The organism is Blautia sp. TF10-30 (genome assembly GCF_003481245.1).
In the GTDB taxonomy this organism is placed as follows: domain Bacteria; phylum Bacillota; class Clostridia; order Lachnospirales; family Lachnospiraceae; genus Fusicatenibacter; species Fusicatenibacter saccharivorans.
Map to the genome: position 1 here is coordinate 379,726 of NZ_QUKM01000001.1, position 19,291 is coordinate 399,016.

Genomic DNA, 19,291 nt, shown 5'->3' on the forward strand with positions numbered 1-19,291 from the left:
ATTTTTCCCGTGTTATTCTTACCCTAATTTAACATTTTTCCCGACCTAATTCAATATAAAATTAACATTTTTCCCGACTTCACCGGAACAGAATCTGCTGTGAAACCTTCTCTTAAGACAAACATAATCTCTCCACGGAAAAATACGACGGCCAGCCACCGTCGTATTTTTCGTTATCAAATATTTTTATTTTTCTTCTCTGATCAGTCTGAGTCCGTCTTTTTCCAGCAGATACTCCTTCCCGCACACCTCTCCGATATACTTTCTGTCATGCGAAATGCTGATGATGGCGCCTGGAAATTCGCGGAGCATTTTTCTTATGACCGGTCCCGATAAGGGTGAAAAGTTTCGGGTTGGTTCATCCAGAATCAGCACATTGGCATTGCCAAGGCTCATTTTCAGAAGCAATACTTTTGCCTTCTGGCCGCCGGACAGTTCGCGGATGGGGTGATCCATCTCGTCTGCCGTGTACTTCAGCGATCCGAGATACGTCCGAATCTTCGTCCTCTCACTCTTCTCCCCGGTGGAATCCAGAAAATCGACCGGCGTCATGGAAAGATCCAGCTGATCCTCATAATTCTGCGGCATATAATCTACGCGGAGATCCTCCCGTTCTTTCAGCTCTGCCGCAATCTTTTTCAGCAGTGTCGTTTTACCTGCCCCGTTCGGGCCGACAATGCATATTTTTTCCGGTCCTCTTATCTTTAAGGTGATATTTTCCGCCAGAACCCGCTCCCCATCCGGCGTTTCCAGTTTCGGAAGCTGATATTCGATGACCGTTTTCCCGGCGGGCATGGCTGCCTCTGCTCCTCCAAGCTGGAAATAAATCGCTTCCTCCTGCTCCGGCATTTCTGTCATGCGGGCATCTTCTTTTTCAAATCTGCGGTTCATCGCCTTTACGGTATGCATTTTGTCCTTCAGATTTTTCGCCACGGACGGTGCCTGACGGGAACAGTTGTTCAAGGCGTTCTCCACGCTCTGGTATACCTTTCGGTATTTCTCATCGCGCAGCGCTTTCTCTCTCCTGTCACTCTGCGCCTTCTGTTCCTGGCGCTCGAAATTCTGCAGGCGCTCCTCTACATACGTCCGATAGGGAAGTTTCGCAACCGTGTATCTCGATTTTGTCTTCCGCACAATCTGTTCAATATGAATGACCATATTTGCCGTGTTTTCAATCAGCGTTTCATCGTGCGAAATAAAAACAACAATATGCTCCCATTCGCGGATCAGTTTCTCCAGAAGTTCCAGTGTCGCAAGATCAATATCATTTGACGGCTCGTCCAGCAGAAGGACTGTGACATCCTCCATGAGAAGACGCATCATCTGCGCTTTCACCTTCTCGCCGCCGGAGAGCTCACTCATCTGCTGATCCCGGTAGAAAAATTCTTCCGTCAGACCAAATTTTCTTGCCAGCACCGCCAGATCCTTCGGTGTCTGATCCCAGAACTTTTCTTTTTCATAGAAATACTCATACACCGTCTTCGTTTTCTCCGCCTCCGGAAGTTCCTGCGGCAGATATCCAAGCCGCTCCTTTCCGATGATGCGCTCGCCTGTGGATTCGATGTAATCTTCCGTCAGTGCGGGATCGTACATCCACTTCAGCAGCGTCGATTTTCCGTTTCCCTCCTCTCCAATGATAACGGCCTTATCACCGTCATTCAGTACAAGCTGAAAATCTTCGAGAATCACTCGCAGATCTTTTTTATGTGTCAGTGTTAATTTTTTTATCTGCATCATACAGAAGCCCCCTTTGCTCCGGCAGCCTCTTTTCTGCTTTTTTACGCAAAACGAGCCTGTCCTGCGTACGCAAAACAGACCCGCAAAAAAATATCCCTGTTCTATTCTCATAAAAAAAGGAAATGATTCAGCGATTCTCGTCTTTAAGCGTACACGAAAAACAGGCCTGTTTTCCAGGCTGTCCGTTCTTTGTGTTTTTCTTAAAGTCGATTATCGCAGAAACATTCCCTCACCTTTACACCAATGGTGCTCTTTCTTTTTATTTTCTGTTCCCTATTATAGGACAACTTACAGATAAATGCAATCCGTTTTTTTACAAATTGAGAAGTTCCTCTGCCAGCGCCTGTGCATGCTCCAGATACCAGCCGTCTTCGTCCTCTTCTGCTTCCACAAACTCGATATACTCATTCAGCGTGGCCAGCTTCACATCCAGATTGAACTGTTCGCGTGAAATCTTTGTCTTTAACGCTTCATACATCCGATCCAGAAACAGCTCTTTCTGTGCATCGTCCATGTAGAACGGGAAAGTACTCCGTGTCTCGGTCGCATGTGCCAGGAATCTTGCAATGTCCAGAGAATACGGCATCATTCCACCAAATCCCCAGTCAATCATGACAACATTTTCGCCGTCATAGATCACATTCCACTGCAGGAAATCACCGTTTGACATCGTACATGGACAAGTCAGCTGGCGGTCCAGGAACATCTGATACGCTTTCCGCAGAATTGGATCATCCGCTACGGACGATGCTCGGCGCAGAACGCGTTTCCAGTATTCGACAAATCTCTGCTCCACTTCATTTTCCGGCGCTTTGTCCATCGACGGTGTCCAGAAATACGACTGAATTTTACTTAAGGTTTCTGCCGCTTTTTCTGTTGTCTCGTCCGTCATATCCCGCATGTCGTTTCCTTCTACATACTTCATGCAGATCCAGTCCGCATCCTCTGCCTGCCGCATGCCGACATACTGCGGTACGTGAAACTCTCCTTTTGACAGATACTGCGCATAAATCTGCGCTTCTTTGCTGCCGGTTTTCTTCAGTGTATATTTTCCTGCATCTGTCTCGATCACATACACATCGTACTCCCGCACTTCATCTTCCGCCTCGCCCCACTGCTCGCAGATGCGGGAAACTGCTTTTACCGGTTCTCCGATGATTTCAAATGCCATTGTTTTGATTTCATCTGAATCTACTGATTTCTGAAAATTTCCTAACTCCATCTCTTTTGTCAAATCCTTCTCTTTTTCACATTATTCTACTACTATATCACATCTGTGACACTTTTGTCATTCTATCTTTCTGGCTTTTAAAAGCTTTGGAAAGTTTTTCACAAAAAAGCAGGCGCACCAGACATTGCCGTCTGATGCGCCCGTATCTGTCAATTTTATGATCCAATCGAGTATTCCATCGATGCCACGCTTAAGATAACGGTTGCGCTTTCATCCCCTTCCGTAAAAGCCGTCAGCTGCAGAACCGTATCCTGCTCCCCCTGCCACTGATAAATCTGATTTCCGAGTCCAGTTGCAATTCCTCCGCCGTATAAAGAATTCAGTTCGTCTACTTCTTTCTGAATCCATGTATTGGCATCCTGTTCGATGTCAAAAGTAAAGGAAACCTGACTCAGCTGACCGTCCGAAAATTCCAGATCCATGTTAGATTCTGCATTTTCCAGGGAAAATTTTTCTTTGCTCTCGTATGTCTTTGTGCTGCTCTCATCACCCTGTCCCAGATCTTTTTCATCAAACTTCAGAAAGCTCTGTTTGAAAAGCTGTTCCGAATCCGTTCCCCATTCAAAATCCGCATACTGGAAAACCTGCTCCTCTGTACAGAGTTCCTTTAAATCCAGATCTCTGCTCTGTGATCCTCCTGCAGATGCGCAGCCCGCCAGCAAAAACAAAGGTAATAAAAAGATTGTCTGTCTTATCTTCATAAACTTCCCCCCTTCTGTTTCCTGATTTTTTAATTAATACTGAATATTCTATCGTTTCTTTATTTTTTCTGTAAATTTATGGTATCATACTTTATTCTGCTGCGCAATACTTTTATCATGTTTCTATTTGCATCAAAGGAATGGCCGCCTCATGATATGCATAGAAAAAGACCGGTAACCCGATCTTTTTCCATACACCTTTTATCCAATTACACTCGTGCCAAATGGCATAAACGAAAGCCTTGCCATCTTGAAAAACTGCCGTCCAAACGGAATTCCAACAATCGTAATACACCAGATGCATCCTGCAAAAATCCATGCAAGTCCGCCGAACATGCCTCCAAATATAAACCACAGAATATTTCCCAAAGTTCTCATATCCGCATCTCCCCTGACGCCATTCCAGACACCACCAGCTATCCATTATTTTGTGAACAGTTTGCCGCATCGATCGCCAGCACCAGTAATAATGCCGGAATTTCATTGCTCGGATTATCATATTCGATGACATACATGTCACCCCAGCTCAGAAGTTTTTTATGTACGTGGACGACTGCACTGCAGGCTTCATATACATCGTAATCCCATCCCATGAAGTCACCTTCTGCACGCCATCCCATGAAATCTACATCGTATTTGGGGCGGAACAGTGCAAAACGTTTTTCGATATGTCCCATTAACTGCCCGTTCCATTCAATTTCGAAAGTCGGAAGAAAGCAAAATAATTTCTGTTTGATAAACCCAATTTCATTATGCGCCGCATCGTACACATGCAGACGGTGTCCCAGCGAGATAAATTCATTTTTCACAAAATACTTTTGGTTCCCCTGCTCGTCATAGATATCATACGTGTCTGACCAGGAAAATACACGTTGTTTGATTAGTAACTGCATATCTGCTCCCCTTTTCATTTTTCTATCAGACAATCAACTTTTTTATGGAAAATTTTTCCTTTTCCCCTTAATTTTCGGCCGCGATTTTGACCCCATTTTTTTCGGTCTGAAACGGTCTATAGCAAAACCTCCATATATCGCAGCACCTTGGGCTTCACACGAAGCTGATCTGCGTACTGCATCAGTCTGTGAATGTTCTTATCCTTGGATGCTGCATAGCGTTTCATAGCTTCTCCGACAATCTGTATATCACTGCCGCTGCCGCGCAGGATGTCACACAGCGTCCGTTCCAAATTGTAAACACGAATTGGATTGCCGGATGGGGATTTCATTTCAATTCTGCCAAGTTCATAGTTCTCCGGCACAACGCGCTTGACAATTAGATTTTCCCGTTTCAAGGATGAAGCATTGTAGCCTTTGGGAAAGGTCATCGTATATTTTGCCGGGGTACGATCCGAATAGCCCCGCAGATACAAAGCAGTATCGTGCGAATAAATTCCGCGCCCATACTTTCGCTGTAAAAGGTAGAAATCATCCTCCCATACGTCGCTCCACACATACAGGCCACGCCCGAAGCGGTATATCTCGCCGCTCTTGACAAACTTCTGTAAAACGCTGCGGTGCAGTCCGGCTTCTGTTACTTGCGCTGCGGTAATCGTACCGTCCTCTGACGCCTCTCGCAGTTCTTTGATTTTCTCCTTAACATTCATGTTTCTCACCCCTCTTTGACAATCACACATTATATTATATTGAAATAATGTGTGATTGTCAACCATAAAGTGACGAACACACATTAAATTACGTAAAAATAATGTGTGATTGTCAGATACCAGGGAATTTCTAACATGTACTTAAGTAAAAAACAAAGAACGGCATAGCCGTTAAGCTATATCGTTCCTTGTTTCCATATTTTTTAAATTACCACCGCATTACTGGCGTTTTTTCTGCGGACGGTTTCTTCCAGCACACCGAAAAATCCTGCCACCAGCGCCATTAAAATGCCGGTCAAGGTCGCATCTCCTGTTTCTAGGCTTCCGGCTTTGGTGATAGTCGTACATTTTTCATTGTCATTCACAATGTTTCCAGTTCTTACGATTAGGACCGTAGTTCTTATGAAGCGGTTATGGTATAATCAATATATAGAAGCAAATGCAATTGATAAGTTACGGAATATATTGGGCTACAATGCGAAAGGTATCATGACGCATTATTCGGATGATAATGTGTTTTAAAGCCTGTACAAATCGGCACATGCATAGAACATAATGAAACAGCCTCACCCCTGAAAGTCCCGGTAGTGAGGCTGTATTCTTTTCCTTAATCTTTTTCTGTTAATTTCACCCGTTCTCCATTTGTCAATTCTGATGTGCTTACGACCATCGGTTCGTCTACTTCTGATAAAAGTACCACGAAATCTGAATTTCTATTTGGAAAACATGTCACAGCTTTTTCTTCCAGAATATTTTCATACCCCCAGGCTCCCTTCTGACGCTTAATATAATAGACACACGTTTTTCCAAAGTCTCCTTCATGAATCGCCTGCCGTGTGATCACTTTTGGAAAAACATCTTCAGAAGTGATTTCGATTTTTCCCTCAACGTTTTCACCAATCGAATGTTTTTCATACAGATCTACCGTAAGCTCATACAAATCATCCTTTCGAATGACAGAACACACTTTTCCAACCAGAAGATCTCTGCCCTCCTGCAGCAAAGATTCCGGAACGTTATCATACACGCTGATATAGCCAATTGCCTGATCAGCTGCGCTTACTTCCAAATCAACTGGAAATTCATACTCAATGCTGCCTTCCTGTGCCTCCTCTGTCCAGACGGAAGGAAGCGTTTTGTTCTCTTCTTTGACCGACCAAAACGTTGCGGCAGTTAAAAACAGAAACCACAGAGCGATTAACCCTATACTTATTTTTTTGAACTTCATCGTACTTTCTTCCCCTCTACGCTTTCACACCGGACATACTGATTCCCTGTATCAAATAGTCCTGTCCCATTAAGAATATCAATAAAACTGGTACTGCGTAAAAAACGGACGCTGCATAAAAGATATCCGGCTGTTCCTCTAAAATCTGGCAAAGATACACGGATAACGGCTGCTGATATGGCTCTCTCAAAAAAATGACCGCCTGGTCTACAATATTCCAATTGTCAATAAAAATCAGGATTAATGCAGCAGCAATGGCTGAACTCAAATTAGGCTTTACAATGGAACGATAAATTCTGTATTCGCTGGCTCCGTCCAATCTGGCTGCTTCTAACGTTTCCTGCGGAAAATCCTGTATCTGCTGACGAATCAGAAATACCCCCAATGGCTGAAACATTGCCGGAAGAATAATTGCCAAGGACGAATTTTGAATGCCCAGCCAATTCGCCACTAAATAATTTGGCACTAAAGTCAGCTGCAGCGGCATAAGCATGACAATCATGTAAAGATAGAACAAAATCTCCTTGTATTTCCACCTGCATTGCCAAAAGCCGTATGCGGCAAGCGGTGCAAGCAAAAGCTGTCCAATCAAAACCGGAATAGTAATAATCAGGGAATTCCACATCATCCGCAAATACAAAGGTCTCTTAAAGAGCAATATAAGATACTCTTCTGGAACTTGTACCGACTTTCCAGCCACAAACAACAACGGAATGACTGCCAAAATGACAGCTCCCATGCAGATCAGCTTTTCGAAAAAATTCGAATATCTCTTTTTCATAAAATCACCCACAAAAGATCTTTACAAATAATCCAGATTCTTCCTCTGGACCCGATAAATGATGCCCAGAAAGATTCCCAGTATGAGAAACATACACCATGCTGCAGCAGACAGTTTCTGCATATTAAGTGACAAAAACTGGTTATTCATATAGTGCTGCAGCATATAAACATACGGTGATGGATAGGCCCCATACAGCATATAGATCTCTTTAAAAACCTTAAAAGAATTCACGATCGACATCAACAGCACAACTAACGTCGTTGGTTTTAATAAGATCCATGTAATATATTGGAATTCCTGCCGCCCTGTAGCTCCATCCAGCTGGCACTGCTCATGATAGATCTGCGGAATCCAGTTTATCCCGGACCAGAAAAGGACAATCGAAAAACTGATATTTTTCCATAGATACATCAGGATAATAATCAAAATGGCCCATCTGGAATTCTCAATATCGAACATGTTTTTTCCAAAAAGCTGTAAAAACCCATCCAGAAAACCATTTCTCTCAAACAAATATTTCCAGAAAGCAATCACCGTTCCAGATGGAACGATTAATGGGATCAGGAGCAGGATAAGAAGAATTCGACCTCTCCTCTGCTTTTTCAAAACCAGTACCAGAAGCAAAGCAATCGCCATTCCCAGCGGTATTGCAATCCCGCAAAAAATTCCGGTATTACGGAGTGCTGAAAGGAATAACTCATTTTCGAATAACAGTTTAAAGTTTTTAAGACCCACCCATTCCTTGTTCATCATGTTGTCAATCACTGCAAAATACAAGGACAGAAGAAACGGCACGATGTAAAAAGCCATGATCCCGATAAAACTTGGAAGGATAAAACACATATAAATAAAATTTCGTTTTTTCATTTCATATACCTGATTCCATGGATTAAGGACAGCTTCTACTCATTAACATAAAGCTCTGCTCTTTGCTGAAAAAGCTTCGCACATTCCTCTGGGGTGATTTTCTGCTCCATACATTCGTTTCGAATTTCAGTCAAAATACTGTCTAACTGTAAATCCCGAAAAGCTTTTGCAGAAACTTTTTCATTGTATGCTTCCCATTTTTCTGCTGTGTCGTCATCATTTTCCAATTGATACGCAACAAGCTGCCGTGTGTTTTCTTTGTTCAGCATACTGCCATAGGTAAAGAAATTTCTGTAGTAAGAATCACTGTTTGCATCTTCGAACTCAAATTGTTTCTGACCAATGCAGAATTTGATAAATTCCCATGCAAGCGCTTTATCTTTGCAGCCTGAACTCATGGAAAAGTCCTCACCAATTCTCCAGAAAGGAATTTTTCCATCCGTTGATTTCAACAGGATCGGTTTTGTTGCCGTATCGGTTTCTTCAAACATTCCGCTCGGAGAACCTTCGAGTAAATTTGTAAATGTATTCAGCAGGACACTCTTTCCGGAAAAGCTTTTAATATTCGTGAATGCATGGGTCGCATAGGATGGTTGATATTGATACAGTTCCTGCATTTTTCTCAGAAAATCCACATAATTTTCTGAATCAAAATTTACTTCTTCCTTCTTCAAATAAGCTCTGTCCTCTGTCATCGGCAGAAACACGTAAATATTGTTTTGTACATCAATCGTAAAATCATCATCTGCAATTGGCTTGGCCTGCTGATATAACTCATATAAATCATTGATATCCATTTCGTCCGGGACTTCATAATTCAGTTCATCCGTTATGTTTCTATTCAACCGAAGCATAACATAATAAAAACCTTCCGGAATTTGATACAGTTTTCCATCGACTTCTGCTGCTCGCAGGATATTATCGTAATAATCATCTCTGTTAAAATTAGGATCTGCATCAATATACTGATTTAAGTCCTCGAAATAGCCGCTGCCTTTCGTCTTAATTTCCGATGGTAAATACGTTGCATCATAAATATCCGCCCGTTGATCCGATGCAAGTTCTGTAAGCAAGGTATTTAAGCCTTCATTATACTGTTCATCCGTAACATCATTGTCAAAAACAACCTTTGTTTCAATTTTTACGCCTGGATGCTCCTTCATAAATAAATCAATCATATGCTGGGTCTGCGGCTCAATAAATAAGGTTCCATATGTAAGCGTTCCTTCCAAATCAGCTCCCTCTTCATAGACAGAAATATCATTTCTCACATCTTTTTCATCTTGGGACCCACTTTGTGTGCTTCCACAGGCGCCAATCGCTGCTGCACATAGCATTCCAATTACCACGCAGGATACCTTTTTACCATATTTTCCGAGTTTTTTCATAGGCACTTTTCCTTTCAATTTTTCTCACCGCTTATATTTCTATATTTTATTATATACCCTCCGTTTCATTTGACAATATGCTTATTTTTACTATATTTTCAGAATTATTTTTATTAGTTTTGCACCTAAAAATGCCCTGACACTTTTTCCTTTTTGAAAAATAGCATCCGGGCATATCTCCTAATATTATCAAATCACTTTATTTCACTCTCTGATAATTTTATCTTCTAAACTCTTTTCCTTCTTTCTCCTGTATCATCCCTAACATTTTTTCAAAAGACTGTTCAAATCCCTCAGTATCCGCCTTTTTTTCGCTTCTTTGTCCTTCTGACACGATGATGCGGGTATTTTTTCACTTCGTTGTTTAAATAACGCTCCATGAGAATGATGAATCGCATAAGAACCTCTTCCCAACGCTATCGCCGTCACACCATAATCCTGCGATACGACAATATCGCCTTTATGACAGACACGGATCAGTTCATAATCCACAGCATCTGCTCCATCACCAACCACGACTATTTCGCTATAATCCGATATCAAATATCAAATCATGATTGGTATCGCACAACAGTGTTACCGGAACACAATGCTCTTTTGCAATTTTCTCAACCGTCTCAATTACCGGACAGGCATCTGCATCGACCAATATTTGCATTCTTCTGTTTCTCCTACTTTATGATTACCCAATTCGATTTTCTGTTTGTTCCATTTTGTACCAACACACCATTTTGCTGTAAAGAAACAAATATTCGTGAAACAGTTCTTTTGGACACACCGATCTGTTCCGCATAATACGCCTGGGTTGCAAATGGGTTCTTTTCTATAGCCTGTAACAGTTTTTCTATCTGAACCTGTTCCTTCGTTCGTGATATTTTAACGCCATCAATGCCATTTTTTATATCATTAACGCCATTTTTTGTTTTCTTGGCGTTGATTCTGGCGTTATTTGTATCGTTTTGTCCTCGATAGATATTGATACGCAAGTCAACTTCTCCACCAATAAACTCCGGTTCCTGTAGTCCAGCAGATTTTACCTTGTGTATAATTCTCGGAATCCCGCTTCCCCAATGTTCAATCAGATTCATATACGAAAAGGCATGTGCAAGGGCTTCATTCCTGATTTTGGAATAGCCTTCTTTCATACGCTCCAACGTTTGTCCCATCGGCAATTTCCCCGGCGATGTGATTTCCAGTCGGTTGTCATACACCGCAACCTGTATTGTACCATGATCCAGATAGCTGCGATGCACCACCGCGTTGATAATCAGCTCACGAATTGCATCCGGCGGGATTTCATAAATATCCTGACGGTAAATGCCGACAAGTGTAGCTCCCAGATGAATATTTCGCAGAACAAACTGAAATGCTTCCTCTATTTGTTCCCACAAAGGACCCGTATATTCCCTTCGATCAACAAAAACCGCTTTCGTTGTTCCCTTAAACACACCGCACTGAATGGCAACATGAAGCCCTCCACAGCCCGTTAAGATAGCATAAGCGTTAGAAGGGTAGTCTTTTCCATCACGTTCAATCAAAATACCCCAGGACCGAAGCTGCTGCTTTCCAACGTCTTTTACCGATGCTTTCTGCTCCTCATTATGGGCATTTTTGACTGCCTGCTCCTTCATCGCTTTACAAAGCGTATCAATTTCTTCTTCTGTAACACTCAGTCCAGTACATAACGCCTGATCAAAATAACGATTGCTTCCCTCAAGCATCAGCTCTTTGATCATATACTCGTCAGCAAGCCGGGTTGTTCCAGCAACACGGACATATACGCCTCTCTCTCGTCCAAGCGCTTTAATGTAATATGGCCGCTGTCTGCCTTCAGAAATTTCTGCCACAATAACCGTCTTGCCATCAACTGTCTGCAGCGTAATATCTGGAATAATTGCCGGTTCACAGCTATCCGAGACGGCATTGGCAATCGCATCCATCTTTTTGAATACATCTTCCTTGTCAAAGCCAACCACTTCTCGGGTTTTGTCCGCAATTCCAAAAATAATTTTTCCTCCGGTTCCATTTGCAAAGGCAACCACAGACTTCATATATTTGATGCTCTTTTCCGGCAGGTTCTCTTTGAATTCTACGTTTTTGGATTCTCCTGCAAGAATTTCTTCTATGGTCATAAATACACCTCGCTATCCGTGTTTATTTTAATAAATCAATGCTTAAAGTTCTCTTTATATCTGTTACCTTAACATATAATTCTCATTCAAGCAATGCAGTACTTTTAAAAATCGTAATTCATTTTTTCAAGTCTGTCAATTCTATTATTTTCCTTTTCTCGCGCATGATCAGATTCAATCATAGGGCGAAAAGTACAGAATCTATTAGTCCCTTACCAACTCAAAACATCCTTAAGCATTTGTTTTACCGCTTCAAAAGTTAACCTGCTGGATATTTTTTTATATTGTGAACAGAAATCTTTGTTATAAGGAGCCACCGTTTTTAAATAGTGCATATGCACTATTTTCTTACCGAAGATGACGATCTTGATGAGGATGAATTTGAAGAAGGCTTTTACATTGACTTCTTTTAATCTATCGTCTGTTTGCCATGCCCGCCTTTGTGCGGGCTCTTTTTATCAAGAGTTCGACGGAAGTCGAACTTTCCTATTGTACAAAAAAGCAGGCACATCAAGTATCTCTACTTCATGTGCCTGCAGCACTTTGAAACGGTCTCTTTTACGTTCTTAACAGTGCGAATAAAGATAAAGTTTGACAAAATTTCGAATTTTTCCTTTCTTTTTTGACCAAAATTCATGCGGTTTTAAACGGTCTGAAACGGTCTAAAGCGGCATTTTTGCCCTGTTTTTTCCATCAAAAATGTACAAAAAAACCGCTAAAACACTGGATTTTAGCGGTTTTTCAGGTATGGACCTGAGGGGAATCGAACCCCTGTCCGAAAGCCTATTCATTCAGGCATCTCCCATTACAGTCATTCTATTAAAGATTCCCCCATCGGCACGCCGGATGACAGGCTTGCCGCTTCGGTAGCTTCATAAAATCTTCCATCTCCGCAAAGCTTTGGAAACGAAGTGCTCCGCATCTGTTTGATGCCAGGAGAATAGCCGCGGAAAACTATTCAGCTGACAACGCCGCACTTAGGCAGCGTACGCTACGTAATTATCGTCTGCGTTTAAATTTAGGTTCCAGGTTGATGACGCGGTCCCGGAGTCCACGAATGGCTTCCCAAACTTCAAAACCCCCGTCGAAACCAGTACAAGCCCGTGCTGGCTCTACAGACGCTTTTCTTTGATACGGGGACGCAAACAGATCGTCCCGGTGCAGTGAAAACTCTCTTTCAACTGCCGTATATTGTATTATAGTCTTTCCCCATACTTTTTGTCAAGGATTTTTAATACAGATTTTTAACTTTGAAATCTCTCTCCGCCTCACGTCTCTGATCCTTCTTTGCGATATCCTGCCGTTTATCATACAGTTTTTTACCGCGTGCCAGACCGATCTCGACTTTTACGAGGCTGCCTTTAAAATACACCTGCAGCGGAACGAGCGTGTAGCCTTTTTCCTTGATCTGCGCCTCAAGTTTGCGGATCTCATAGTCGTGCAGCAGCAGTTTCCGGATGCGCAGCGGGTCTTTATTGAATATGTTGCCCTTCTCGTACGGACTGATGTGCATGCCGTAGATGAATACCTCATCACGCTCAATGCGGATGAAGGACTCCTTGATGCTGCATTTTCCCATGCGGAGGGATTTTACCTCGGTACCGGCAAGGGAGATGCCGGCCTCGTATTTATCCTCGATAAAATAGTCATGATATGCCTTTTTATTGTTGGCAATCATTCGATTTCCTTTTTGTTTTGCCATAGCTTTTTCCTCCAGGGATTTATTCTGTCTCGGTTTCTTTTTCTACATACGTAAAATCGATTGTCCGGTTGGCAGGCTCGGCGTTTCGTACACGGACACGCACCGGCTCACCAAGGCGGAATACTCTTCCGTGCTGCTCTCCGACCAGACGGTAATTTTCTTCATCAAAATTATAATAATCGTCTTTCAGTGTCATGATGTGAACGAGTCCCTCAACGGTATTCTGCAACTCCACATAGAAGCCCCATCCGGTCACGCCGGAAATGACGCCGTCGTACTCTTCGCCGACATGCTCCAGCATATATTCGGCTTTCTTCAGCTTCACAGCCTCTCTTTCTGCCTCTGCAGCACGCTGCTCCATCGCACTCGACTGCTCCGCCACATGCTGCAAAATGGACGAATATTTGCCGATTCTGCCGCCCTTGTCGAGACGTCCCCGCAGATCATCCTTGATAATGCGGTGGATCTGCAGATCCGGGTAACGGCGGATTGGTGAGGTAAAATGGCAGTAATATGACGCTGCCAGTCCGAAGTGGCCGCTGCATTCCGGGGTATAAATGGCTCTTGCCATCGACCGGAGCAGCAGGCGGCTGATCAGCGGCTCTTCCGGGGTTCCCTCGATGCTGGTGAGAATCTTCTGCACCTCACCCGGCGTAATCTCATGGGAACGCTTTTCGACTTTGATGCCCTGTTCACGGATCAGCGTCAGCGTTGCCTCCATGCGGTCTCCGTCTGGCTTGTCATGCGTCCGGTATAAGAACGGGATTTCGCGTGTGCAGTATTCCTCTGCCACGGTCTCGTTCGCCATCAGCATGAAGTCCTCGATCATCCGTGTTGCCACATTCGACGGATACGGGCGGATCTCCACCGGCGTCCCTTCTGCATCAAGAATTACTTTGCTCTCCGGGAATTCAAAATCAATTGCTCCGCGTTCTTTCCGACAGCTCCGGATCAGTGCAGACAGTTCCTGCATCTGGCGGAACATCGGAACCAGCTCATGATATTCCTCCAGCAGCTCCGGATGTGCTTCCGGCTCGGTCAGGATTGCATTGACGGCGGTGTAGGTCATGCGGCGGTCCACGCGGATCACCGTCTCAGCGATCTGATGGCCGATCACACGGCCTTTCTCGTTGATCGTCATAATACAGGAGAGTGCCAGGCGCTCCTGCCCTTCATTCAGGGAACAGATGCCGTTTGACAGACACTTCGGCAGCATCGGAATGACGCGGTCCGGCAGATAGACACTGGTGCCGCGCTTTAACGCCTCACGGTCGAGGGCGGAATTTTCCTGCACATAGTTGCTGACATCAGCGATATGAACGCCAAGCGTCCACGTATCGCCCGCTTTTGTGACGGATACGGCGTCATCGAGGTCTTTGGCATCCTCGCCGTCGATTGTCACCATCTGCCAGCTTTTCAGATTGAGGCGGCCGTTGTAATCGTTTGGAATTACTTCCTCCGGGCATTTTTCTGCCTGTGTGATCACGCGTGCCGGGAACTCCTCCGGGATCTGGTAAGCGTCCACGACTGCCTGGATATCGACAGTCTGGATACGCGGCTTCTTCTCTGTGTCGCCGTCCTTTCCATTCTTTCTGCGGAATCGGTCATCGCGTCCTCTTCTGCACTGCTCTCCGGCGCGGCGGTCTCTTTTTTCCCGTTTTTCCGTCGTTGTGGATGCACCGCGGCTCTTCTGGTAACGGCCGTCGGAGATCACATCGATTTTTCCTTCTTTTACCAGGATTTCCATAACCTCCGCAAGCTCCGACCGTTTTGCTTTCGGCACCTGCAGCAGCATGGCAATGTCTTTCAGACGCATCGGCTCATAGTTTTTCGAGCTTACGAGATCCATGAGCAGCGTCTTGCGGTTTTTCAGCAGTTTCGAACTTCTGGAACGCGGATGGCCCGCATGACCGCCATGGTTCCCGCTGTTCTGTCCTGCATGGGACGCCGCGCTGCCCTGCGGATATTTCCTCCGATCTTTTTTCTTCTTATTATCTTTCATCTATTATCTCCTCTTTGTAGAAAAAGACACCCTTACGCCTTCTCGTGGGAATAAGGATGTCTTTACTTTGCTAAAAATTCATGTTTAATACAACCGACAGTACAACAAACAGAACTGCCATGATTTTTGTTGCACGGATCAGAGTTCCTTCTGCAGAACGGCTTTTGTTTCTTCCCCAGTAAGTGTCTGAGATACCTGCGATAGCACCGAGACCCTGCTGTTTTCCTTCCTGCATCAATACAACAACGGTTAAAGCAATACAATCAATGACATAAATGACTGTCAAAATCGTTCTTAAAATTTCCACAATTACACCTCCTACGGCCAACTTATATTATTTTACCATAGCGGAAGAACGATTTCAACTGTTATTTGCCTGTTTTACGCCGTTTTTCACCATTCTCTTACGCCGGTTCCCTTTTGCGGGAACGGATTTCGGTATTTCGCTTCCTCACCGAGGCGTTCCTCGATGCGGAGAAGCTCATTGTATTTCGCATTCCGCTCCGACCGGCACGGTGCTCCGGTTTTGATCTGGCCGGCGCCTGTCGCGACGGCAAGGTCTGCCAGAAAATCATCCTCTGTCTCTCCGGACCGGTGTGAAATGACGGCGCGGTACCCTGCTCTCTGCGCCATCTCCACCGCATCCAGCGCCTCAGAGAGCGTTCCGATCTGGTTTACCTTGATCAGAACCGCATTTGCCGTGCCAAGTGCAATGCCGCAGGAAAGCCTTCTTACATTCGTCACAAACAGATCATCCCCGACCAGCTGTACTCTGTTCCCGAGCGCTTCCGTCATCTGTTTCCAGCCTTCGAAATCGTCCTCGCACAGCCCGTCTTCGATGGATACGATCGGGTATTTTTCGATCAGTTCCTCATAGTAGGCAACCATTTCTGCGGTATCCCGAAATACTGTCTTTCCGCACTGACGGGATTCCCCGGGAAAGTAGTAGACGTTCCTGCTCTCCTCGTAGAGCTCGCTTGCCGCCGCATCGATCGCGATCATCACGTCGTTTCCGGGCGCATAGCCGGCTTTCTGGACCGCATTGACAATGAGCTGCAGTGCTTCATCGGAATCCTTTAAATCCGGCGCAAAGCCGCCCTCATCGCCGACAGAAGTCGAGTATCCCTTCTCCTTCAGGAGCTGCTTCAGCGTATGGTAAATCTCCGCGCACATGGAAAGACCCTCCCGGAATGAGGGAGCGCCGCACGGCATAATCATAAATTCCTGCAGATCGACGGTGTTGTCGGCATGACGGCCGCCGTTTAAAATATTCATCATCGGCACGGGCATACGGCTTGTGTGGCAGCCGCCCAGGTACTGGTACAGCGGCAGATGAAGCGCATTTGCCGCCGCGCGCGCCACAGCAAGTGAGACACCGAGAATGGCGTTTGCCCCGAGGTTTTCTTTCGTTTCGGTTCCATCTGCCTGGCACAGGATATGGTCAATCCGCTCCTGCTCGAGCGCATTCTCGCCGACAACGGCATCGGCCAGCACGGTATTGACCGCTTCTACAGCCTTTCTCACGCCCTGCCCCAGATAGCGCACTTCCTGATCTCTTTTTTCCAGTGCCTCAAATTTTCCTGTCGATGCCCCGGACGGCACCTGAGCACGCCCCATATGGCCTTCCAGCCCGAGAATCCCCTCCCCGACGGCCACTTCCACCTCTACGGTCGGATTTCCGCGCGAATCCAGAATTTCTCTTCCTGTCACGCTTCGAATTGGTAAATATCGAAACATAGTTTTCCCTCCTGTTTTGCTGCAAAGTGAACAGTAACCAAGTTTCTTCTCTGCGTTCACAGTATGACCGTGCTATGGGAAAAATATGTTGCTCTCTCTGTCGAAACCTCTTTTTTCCAGTCCTTATTCTTTTCAAACATAAAAAAACGCAATATGAAAGCCATCCGATTTTTCCATTTTCGGATGGCTTTCATAAGTTAGAACTGTGCATTGGACTGAATCCTTTCTTTTTTTGTTCTTTTGTTCTTTTGTTCTTTTGTTCTTTTGTTTCGCTTTGGGGTACTTCGTTACGTTTTCTTGGGTCCATACCTTCGCTTTCTTAGTTTATGGGGTAATTCGTTATGTTCTCGGTGGTCCGTCCTCTCTTTCTGTTTTTTTCTTCCGTTTTCTTTTGTTGACTTTACTATATCAGTTTTCTCACCGTTTGTCAACACTTTATTTTGATTTTTTATCTGTTTTTCATTTTTATTCTGTCTCTTATTGCGTAATTATTTTTATTTTCAGATTATTATGATAAAATATCCCTGCCGCACCCGTTTCAAAACGAATCCGGCAGGGACATTTTCACGATTTCTCTTTATTTCTTAATCAGCAGGGATTTTCCTGTCATTTCTTTTGGCTGCTCCATTCCCATCAGCTCGATCAGGGTCGGTGCGATGTCTGCCAGGCATCCGCCCTCTCTTAACGTGTAGGATGGGTCTGCATTAACCAGAATGAACGGAACCGGATTGGTGGTATGAGCGGTGTATGGCTCGCCGGTCTCATAGTCTACAAGCTGCTCTGCATTTCCGTGGTCCGCACAGATAAACATCTGGCCGTCAACCTCTTTTAATGCATCAACTGCTTTGCCTACGCACTCATCAACAGCCTCAACTGCCTGGATTGCTGCGCTCTCAACGCCGGTATGGCCAACCATATCCGGATTTGCAAAGTTGATGATGATGACATCGTATTTCTGGGAACGGATGGCATCCGTCAGCTTGTCGCATACTTCGTAAGCACTCATCTCTGGTTTCAGGTCATAAGTAGCAACCTTCGGGGATTTCACAAGGATTCTGTCCTCACCTTTATTTGGTTCCTCAACGCCGCCATTGAAGAAGAAGGTTACATGTGCATATTTCTCGGTCTCGGCGATACGAGCCTGCGTCATGTTATGTGCTGCCAGATACTCACCGAAGGTATTGGTGATCTCTTCTTTTTTGAATGCAACGGATTTGTTCGGGATGGTCTCATCGTATTCCGTGAAGCATACGTAGGTCAGATCCAGACGTTTTTCTCTCTCAAATCCGGTGAACTCATCTGCACAGAATGCTCTTGTCAGCTCTCTTGCACGGTCCGGGCGGAAGTTGAAGAAAATCACAGAATCTTTATCCTGAATCGTTGCAACCGGTTTTCCGTCTTTTTTCAGAACGGTCGGCAGAACGAACTCATCGGTTTTTTCAGCATCATAAGAAGCCTGAACAGCCTCTGCCGCATCGGTTCCTTCTACGCCTTCCCCTTTTGTCAGAGCTTTGTAAGCCAGCTCGACACGATCCCAGCGGTTATCACGGTCCATTGCATAGTAACGGCCGGAGATCACGCCGATTTCGCCGACACCGATCTCATCCATTTTTGCCTGCAGCTGCTCAACATAGGATTTTCCGGATGCCGGAGGAGTGTCACGGCCATCCAGGAAGCAGTGTACATAAACTTTCTCGAGACCCTTACGTTTTGCCAGCTCCAGAAGTCCGAATACGTGGGTGATGTGGCTGTGAACACCGCCGTCAGAAAGAAGTCCGAACAGGTGCAGTGCGGAATTATTTGCTTTTGCATTTTCAACAGCCTTTACCAGCTCTTCATTCTCGAAGAAATCACCGTCCTGGATTGCTTTCGTGATTCTGGTCAGCTCCTGATATACAACGCGGCCTGCGCCCATGTTCAGATGGCCTACCTCAGAGTTACCCATCTGTCCGTCTGGAAGACCTACAGCAAGTCCGCTGGCCTGTCCTTTTACGTACGGGCACTGGCTCATCAGCTGGTCCATAATCGGAGTTTTCGCTTCGCAGACAGCGTTATGCTCGCATTTGTCATTCAGTCCATATCCGTCAAGAATCATTAATACGGTTGGTTTTTTACTCATTGTGAATTCCCTTCTTTACTTAAATTTTGGGTAACAATCCAGAGCCCCGTCTCGATTCCG

General features: G+C 44.9%; 16 protein-coding genes, 1 other RNA gene and 1 pseudogene. All 18 read right to left on the reverse strand.

Annotated elements, in window-relative coordinates:
* Positions 1–186: 186 nt before the first annotated feature.
* Positions 187–1,737, reverse strand: a complete 1,551-nt coding sequence (locus tag DXD02_RS01725) for an ATP-binding cassette domain-containing protein (protein ID WP_118666294.1) — start codon at positions 1,735–1,737, stop codon at positions 187–189.
* A 313-nt stretch (positions 1,738–2,050) separates the two neighbouring features.
* Positions 2,051–2,959: an aminoglycoside phosphotransferase family protein gene (locus DXD02_RS01730; RefSeq protein WP_147326092.1), complete on the reverse strand. Its 909-nt coding sequence runs from the start codon at positions 2,957–2,959 to the stop codon at positions 2,051–2,053.
* A 164-nt stretch (positions 2,960–3,123) separates the two neighbouring features.
* Positions 3,124–3,669, reverse strand: coding sequence for a hypothetical protein (locus DXD02_RS01735; RefSeq protein WP_117509083.1), 546 nt, complete (start codon positions 3,667–3,669; stop codon positions 3,124–3,126).
* A gap of 201 nt (positions 3,670–3,870) precedes the next feature.
* Positions 3,871–4,047 (reverse strand): YccF domain-containing protein, encoded by a 177-nt coding sequence (locus tag DXD02_RS01740; RefSeq protein WP_082424435.1) that lies wholly within the window; start codon positions 4,045–4,047, stop codon positions 3,871–3,873.
* A 38-nt stretch (positions 4,048–4,085) separates the two neighbouring features.
* A complete protein-coding gene (locus tag DXD02_RS01745) occupies positions 4,086–4,562 on the reverse strand; it encodes an LURP-one-related/scramblase family protein (protein ID WP_117509084.1) in 477 nt (158 codons plus the stop codon).
* A 116-nt stretch (positions 4,563–4,678) separates the two neighbouring features.
* Entirely contained in the window at positions 4,679–5,272 is a 594-nt protein-coding gene (locus DXD02_RS01750; protein ID WP_118666295.1) for a type IV toxin-antitoxin system AbiEi family antitoxin domain-containing protein, read from the reverse strand.
* Positions 5,273–5,879: 607 nt separating this feature from the next.
* On the reverse strand, positions 5,880–6,500 hold the full coding sequence (locus tag DXD02_RS01755; protein WP_022463309.1) for a hypothetical protein: 621 nt from the start codon (positions 6,498–6,500) through the stop codon (positions 5,880–5,882).
* A gap of 16 nt (positions 6,501–6,516) precedes the next feature.
* Entirely contained in the window at positions 6,517–7,281 is a 765-nt protein-coding gene (locus DXD02_RS01760; protein WP_147326093.1) for a carbohydrate ABC transporter permease, read from the reverse strand.
* 21 nt (positions 7,282–7,302) lie between these two features.
* On the reverse strand, positions 7,303–8,151 hold the full coding sequence (locus tag DXD02_RS01765; RefSeq protein ID WP_055266562.1) for a carbohydrate ABC transporter permease: 849 nt from the start codon (positions 8,149–8,151) through the stop codon (positions 7,303–7,305).
* A gap of 35 nt (positions 8,152–8,186) precedes the next feature.
* Positions 8,187–9,539 carry an ABC transporter substrate-binding protein gene (locus tag DXD02_RS01770; RefSeq protein ID WP_118666296.1) on the reverse strand — a complete coding sequence of 451 codons (1,353 nt, stop codon included), beginning with the start codon at positions 9,537–9,539 and terminating at the stop codon, positions 8,187–8,189.
* Between the two features lie 220 nt (positions 9,540–9,759).
* Positions 9,760–10,197, reverse strand: a pseudogene (locus tag DXD02_RS16180) (DUF188 domain-containing protein).
* Between the two features lie 13 nt (positions 10,198–10,210).
* Complete coding sequence (locus DXD02_RS01780; RefSeq protein ID WP_118666297.1) at positions 10,211–11,671, reverse strand: RNA-binding domain-containing protein; 1,461 nt, start codon at positions 11,669–11,671, stop codon at positions 10,211–10,213.
* Positions 11,672–12,416: 745 nt separating this feature from the next.
* Positions 12,417–12,774, reverse strand: a transfer-messenger RNA (tmRNA) gene (gene ssrA / locus DXD02_RS01785).
* Positions 12,775–12,902: 128 nt separating this feature from the next.
* Positions 12,903–13,373: an SsrA-binding protein SmpB gene (smpB, locus tag DXD02_RS01790; RefSeq protein WP_022463315.1), complete on the reverse strand. Its 471-nt coding sequence runs from the start codon at positions 13,371–13,373 to the stop codon at positions 12,903–12,905.
* Positions 13,374–13,392: 19 nt separating this feature from the next.
* Positions 13,393–15,222, reverse strand: a complete 1,830-nt coding sequence (gene rnr / locus DXD02_RS01795) for a ribonuclease R (protein WP_442859393.1) — start codon at positions 15,220–15,222, stop codon at positions 13,393–13,395.
* A gap of 223 nt (positions 15,223–15,445) precedes the next feature.
* The gene (gene secG, locus DXD02_RS01800; protein WP_117760392.1) at positions 15,446–15,682 is read right to left on the reverse strand and encodes a preprotein translocase subunit SecG; all 237 of its coding nucleotides are present in this window, start codon (positions 15,680–15,682) and stop codon (positions 15,446–15,448) included.
* Positions 15,683–15,768: 86 nt separating this feature from the next.
* Positions 15,769–17,112 carry a phosphopyruvate hydratase gene (gene eno, locus DXD02_RS01805; RefSeq protein WP_022463318.1) on the reverse strand — a complete coding sequence of 448 codons (1,344 nt, stop codon included), beginning with the start codon at positions 17,110–17,112 and terminating at the stop codon, positions 15,769–15,771.
* Between the two features lie 577 nt (positions 17,113–17,689).
* On the reverse strand, positions 17,690–19,231 hold the full coding sequence (gene gpmI, locus DXD02_RS01810) for a 2,3-bisphosphoglycerate-independent phosphoglycerate mutase (RefSeq protein ID WP_022463319.1): 1,542 nt from the start codon (positions 19,229–19,231) through the stop codon (positions 17,690–17,692).
* Positions 19,232–19,291 lie beyond the last annotated feature (60 nt).

Excerpts from the sequence above, each read along its gene's own strand:
- DXD02_RS01725 (WP_118666294.1), bottom strand. The coding sequence starts at position 1,737 with ATGATGCAGATAAAAAAATTAACACTGACACATAAAAAAGATCTGCGA.
- DXD02_RS01730 (WP_147326092.1), bottom strand. The coding sequence starts at position 2,959 with ATGGAGTTAGGAAATTTTCAGAAATCAGTAGATTCAGATGAAATCAAA.
- DXD02_RS01735 (WP_117509083.1), bottom strand. The coding sequence starts at position 3,669 with ATGAAGATAAGACAGACAATCTTTTTATTACCTTTGTTTTTGCTGGCG.
- DXD02_RS01740 (WP_082424435.1), bottom strand. The coding sequence starts at position 4,047 with ATGAGAACTTTGGGAAATATTCTGTGGTTTATATTTGGAGGCATGTTC.
- DXD02_RS01745 (WP_117509084.1), bottom strand. The coding sequence starts at position 4,562 with ATGCAGTTACTAATCAAACAACGTGTATTTTCCTGGTCAGACACGTAT.
- DXD02_RS01750 (WP_118666295.1), bottom strand. The coding sequence starts at position 5,272 with ATGAATGTTAAGGAGAAAATCAAAGAACTGCGAGAGGCGTCAGAGGAC.
- DXD02_RS01755 (WP_022463309.1), bottom strand. The coding sequence starts at position 6,500 with ATGAAGTTCAAAAAAATAAGTATAGGGTTAATCGCTCTGTGGTTTCTG.
- DXD02_RS01760 (WP_147326093.1), bottom strand. The coding sequence starts at position 7,281 with ATGAAAAAGAGATATTCGAATTTTTTCGAAAAGCTGATCTGCATGGGA.
- DXD02_RS01765 (WP_055266562.1), bottom strand. The coding sequence starts at position 8,151 with ATGAAAAAACGAAATTTTATTTATATGTGTTTTATCCTTCCAAGTTTT.
- DXD02_RS01770 (WP_118666296.1), bottom strand. The coding sequence starts at position 9,539 with ATGAAAAAACTCGGAAAATATGGTAAAAAGGTATCCTGCGTGGTAATT.
- DXD02_RS01780 (WP_118666297.1), bottom strand. The coding sequence starts at position 11,671 with ATGACCATAGAAGAAATTCTTGCAGGAGAATCCAAAAACGTAGAATTC.
- smpB (WP_022463315.1), bottom strand. The coding sequence starts at position 13,373 with ATGGCAAAACAAAAAGGAAATCGAATGATTGCCAACAATAAAAAGGCA.
- rnr (WP_442859393.1), bottom strand. The coding sequence starts at position 15,222 with ATGGATCTCGTAAGCTCGAAAAACTATGAGCCGATGCGTCTGAAAGAC.
- eno (WP_022463318.1), bottom strand. The coding sequence starts at position 17,112 with ATGTTTCGATATTTACCAATTCGAAGCGTGACAGGAAGAGAAATTCTG.
- gpmI (WP_022463319.1), bottom strand. The coding sequence starts at position 19,231 with ATGAGTAAAAAACCAACCGTATTAATGATTCTTGACGGATATGGACTG.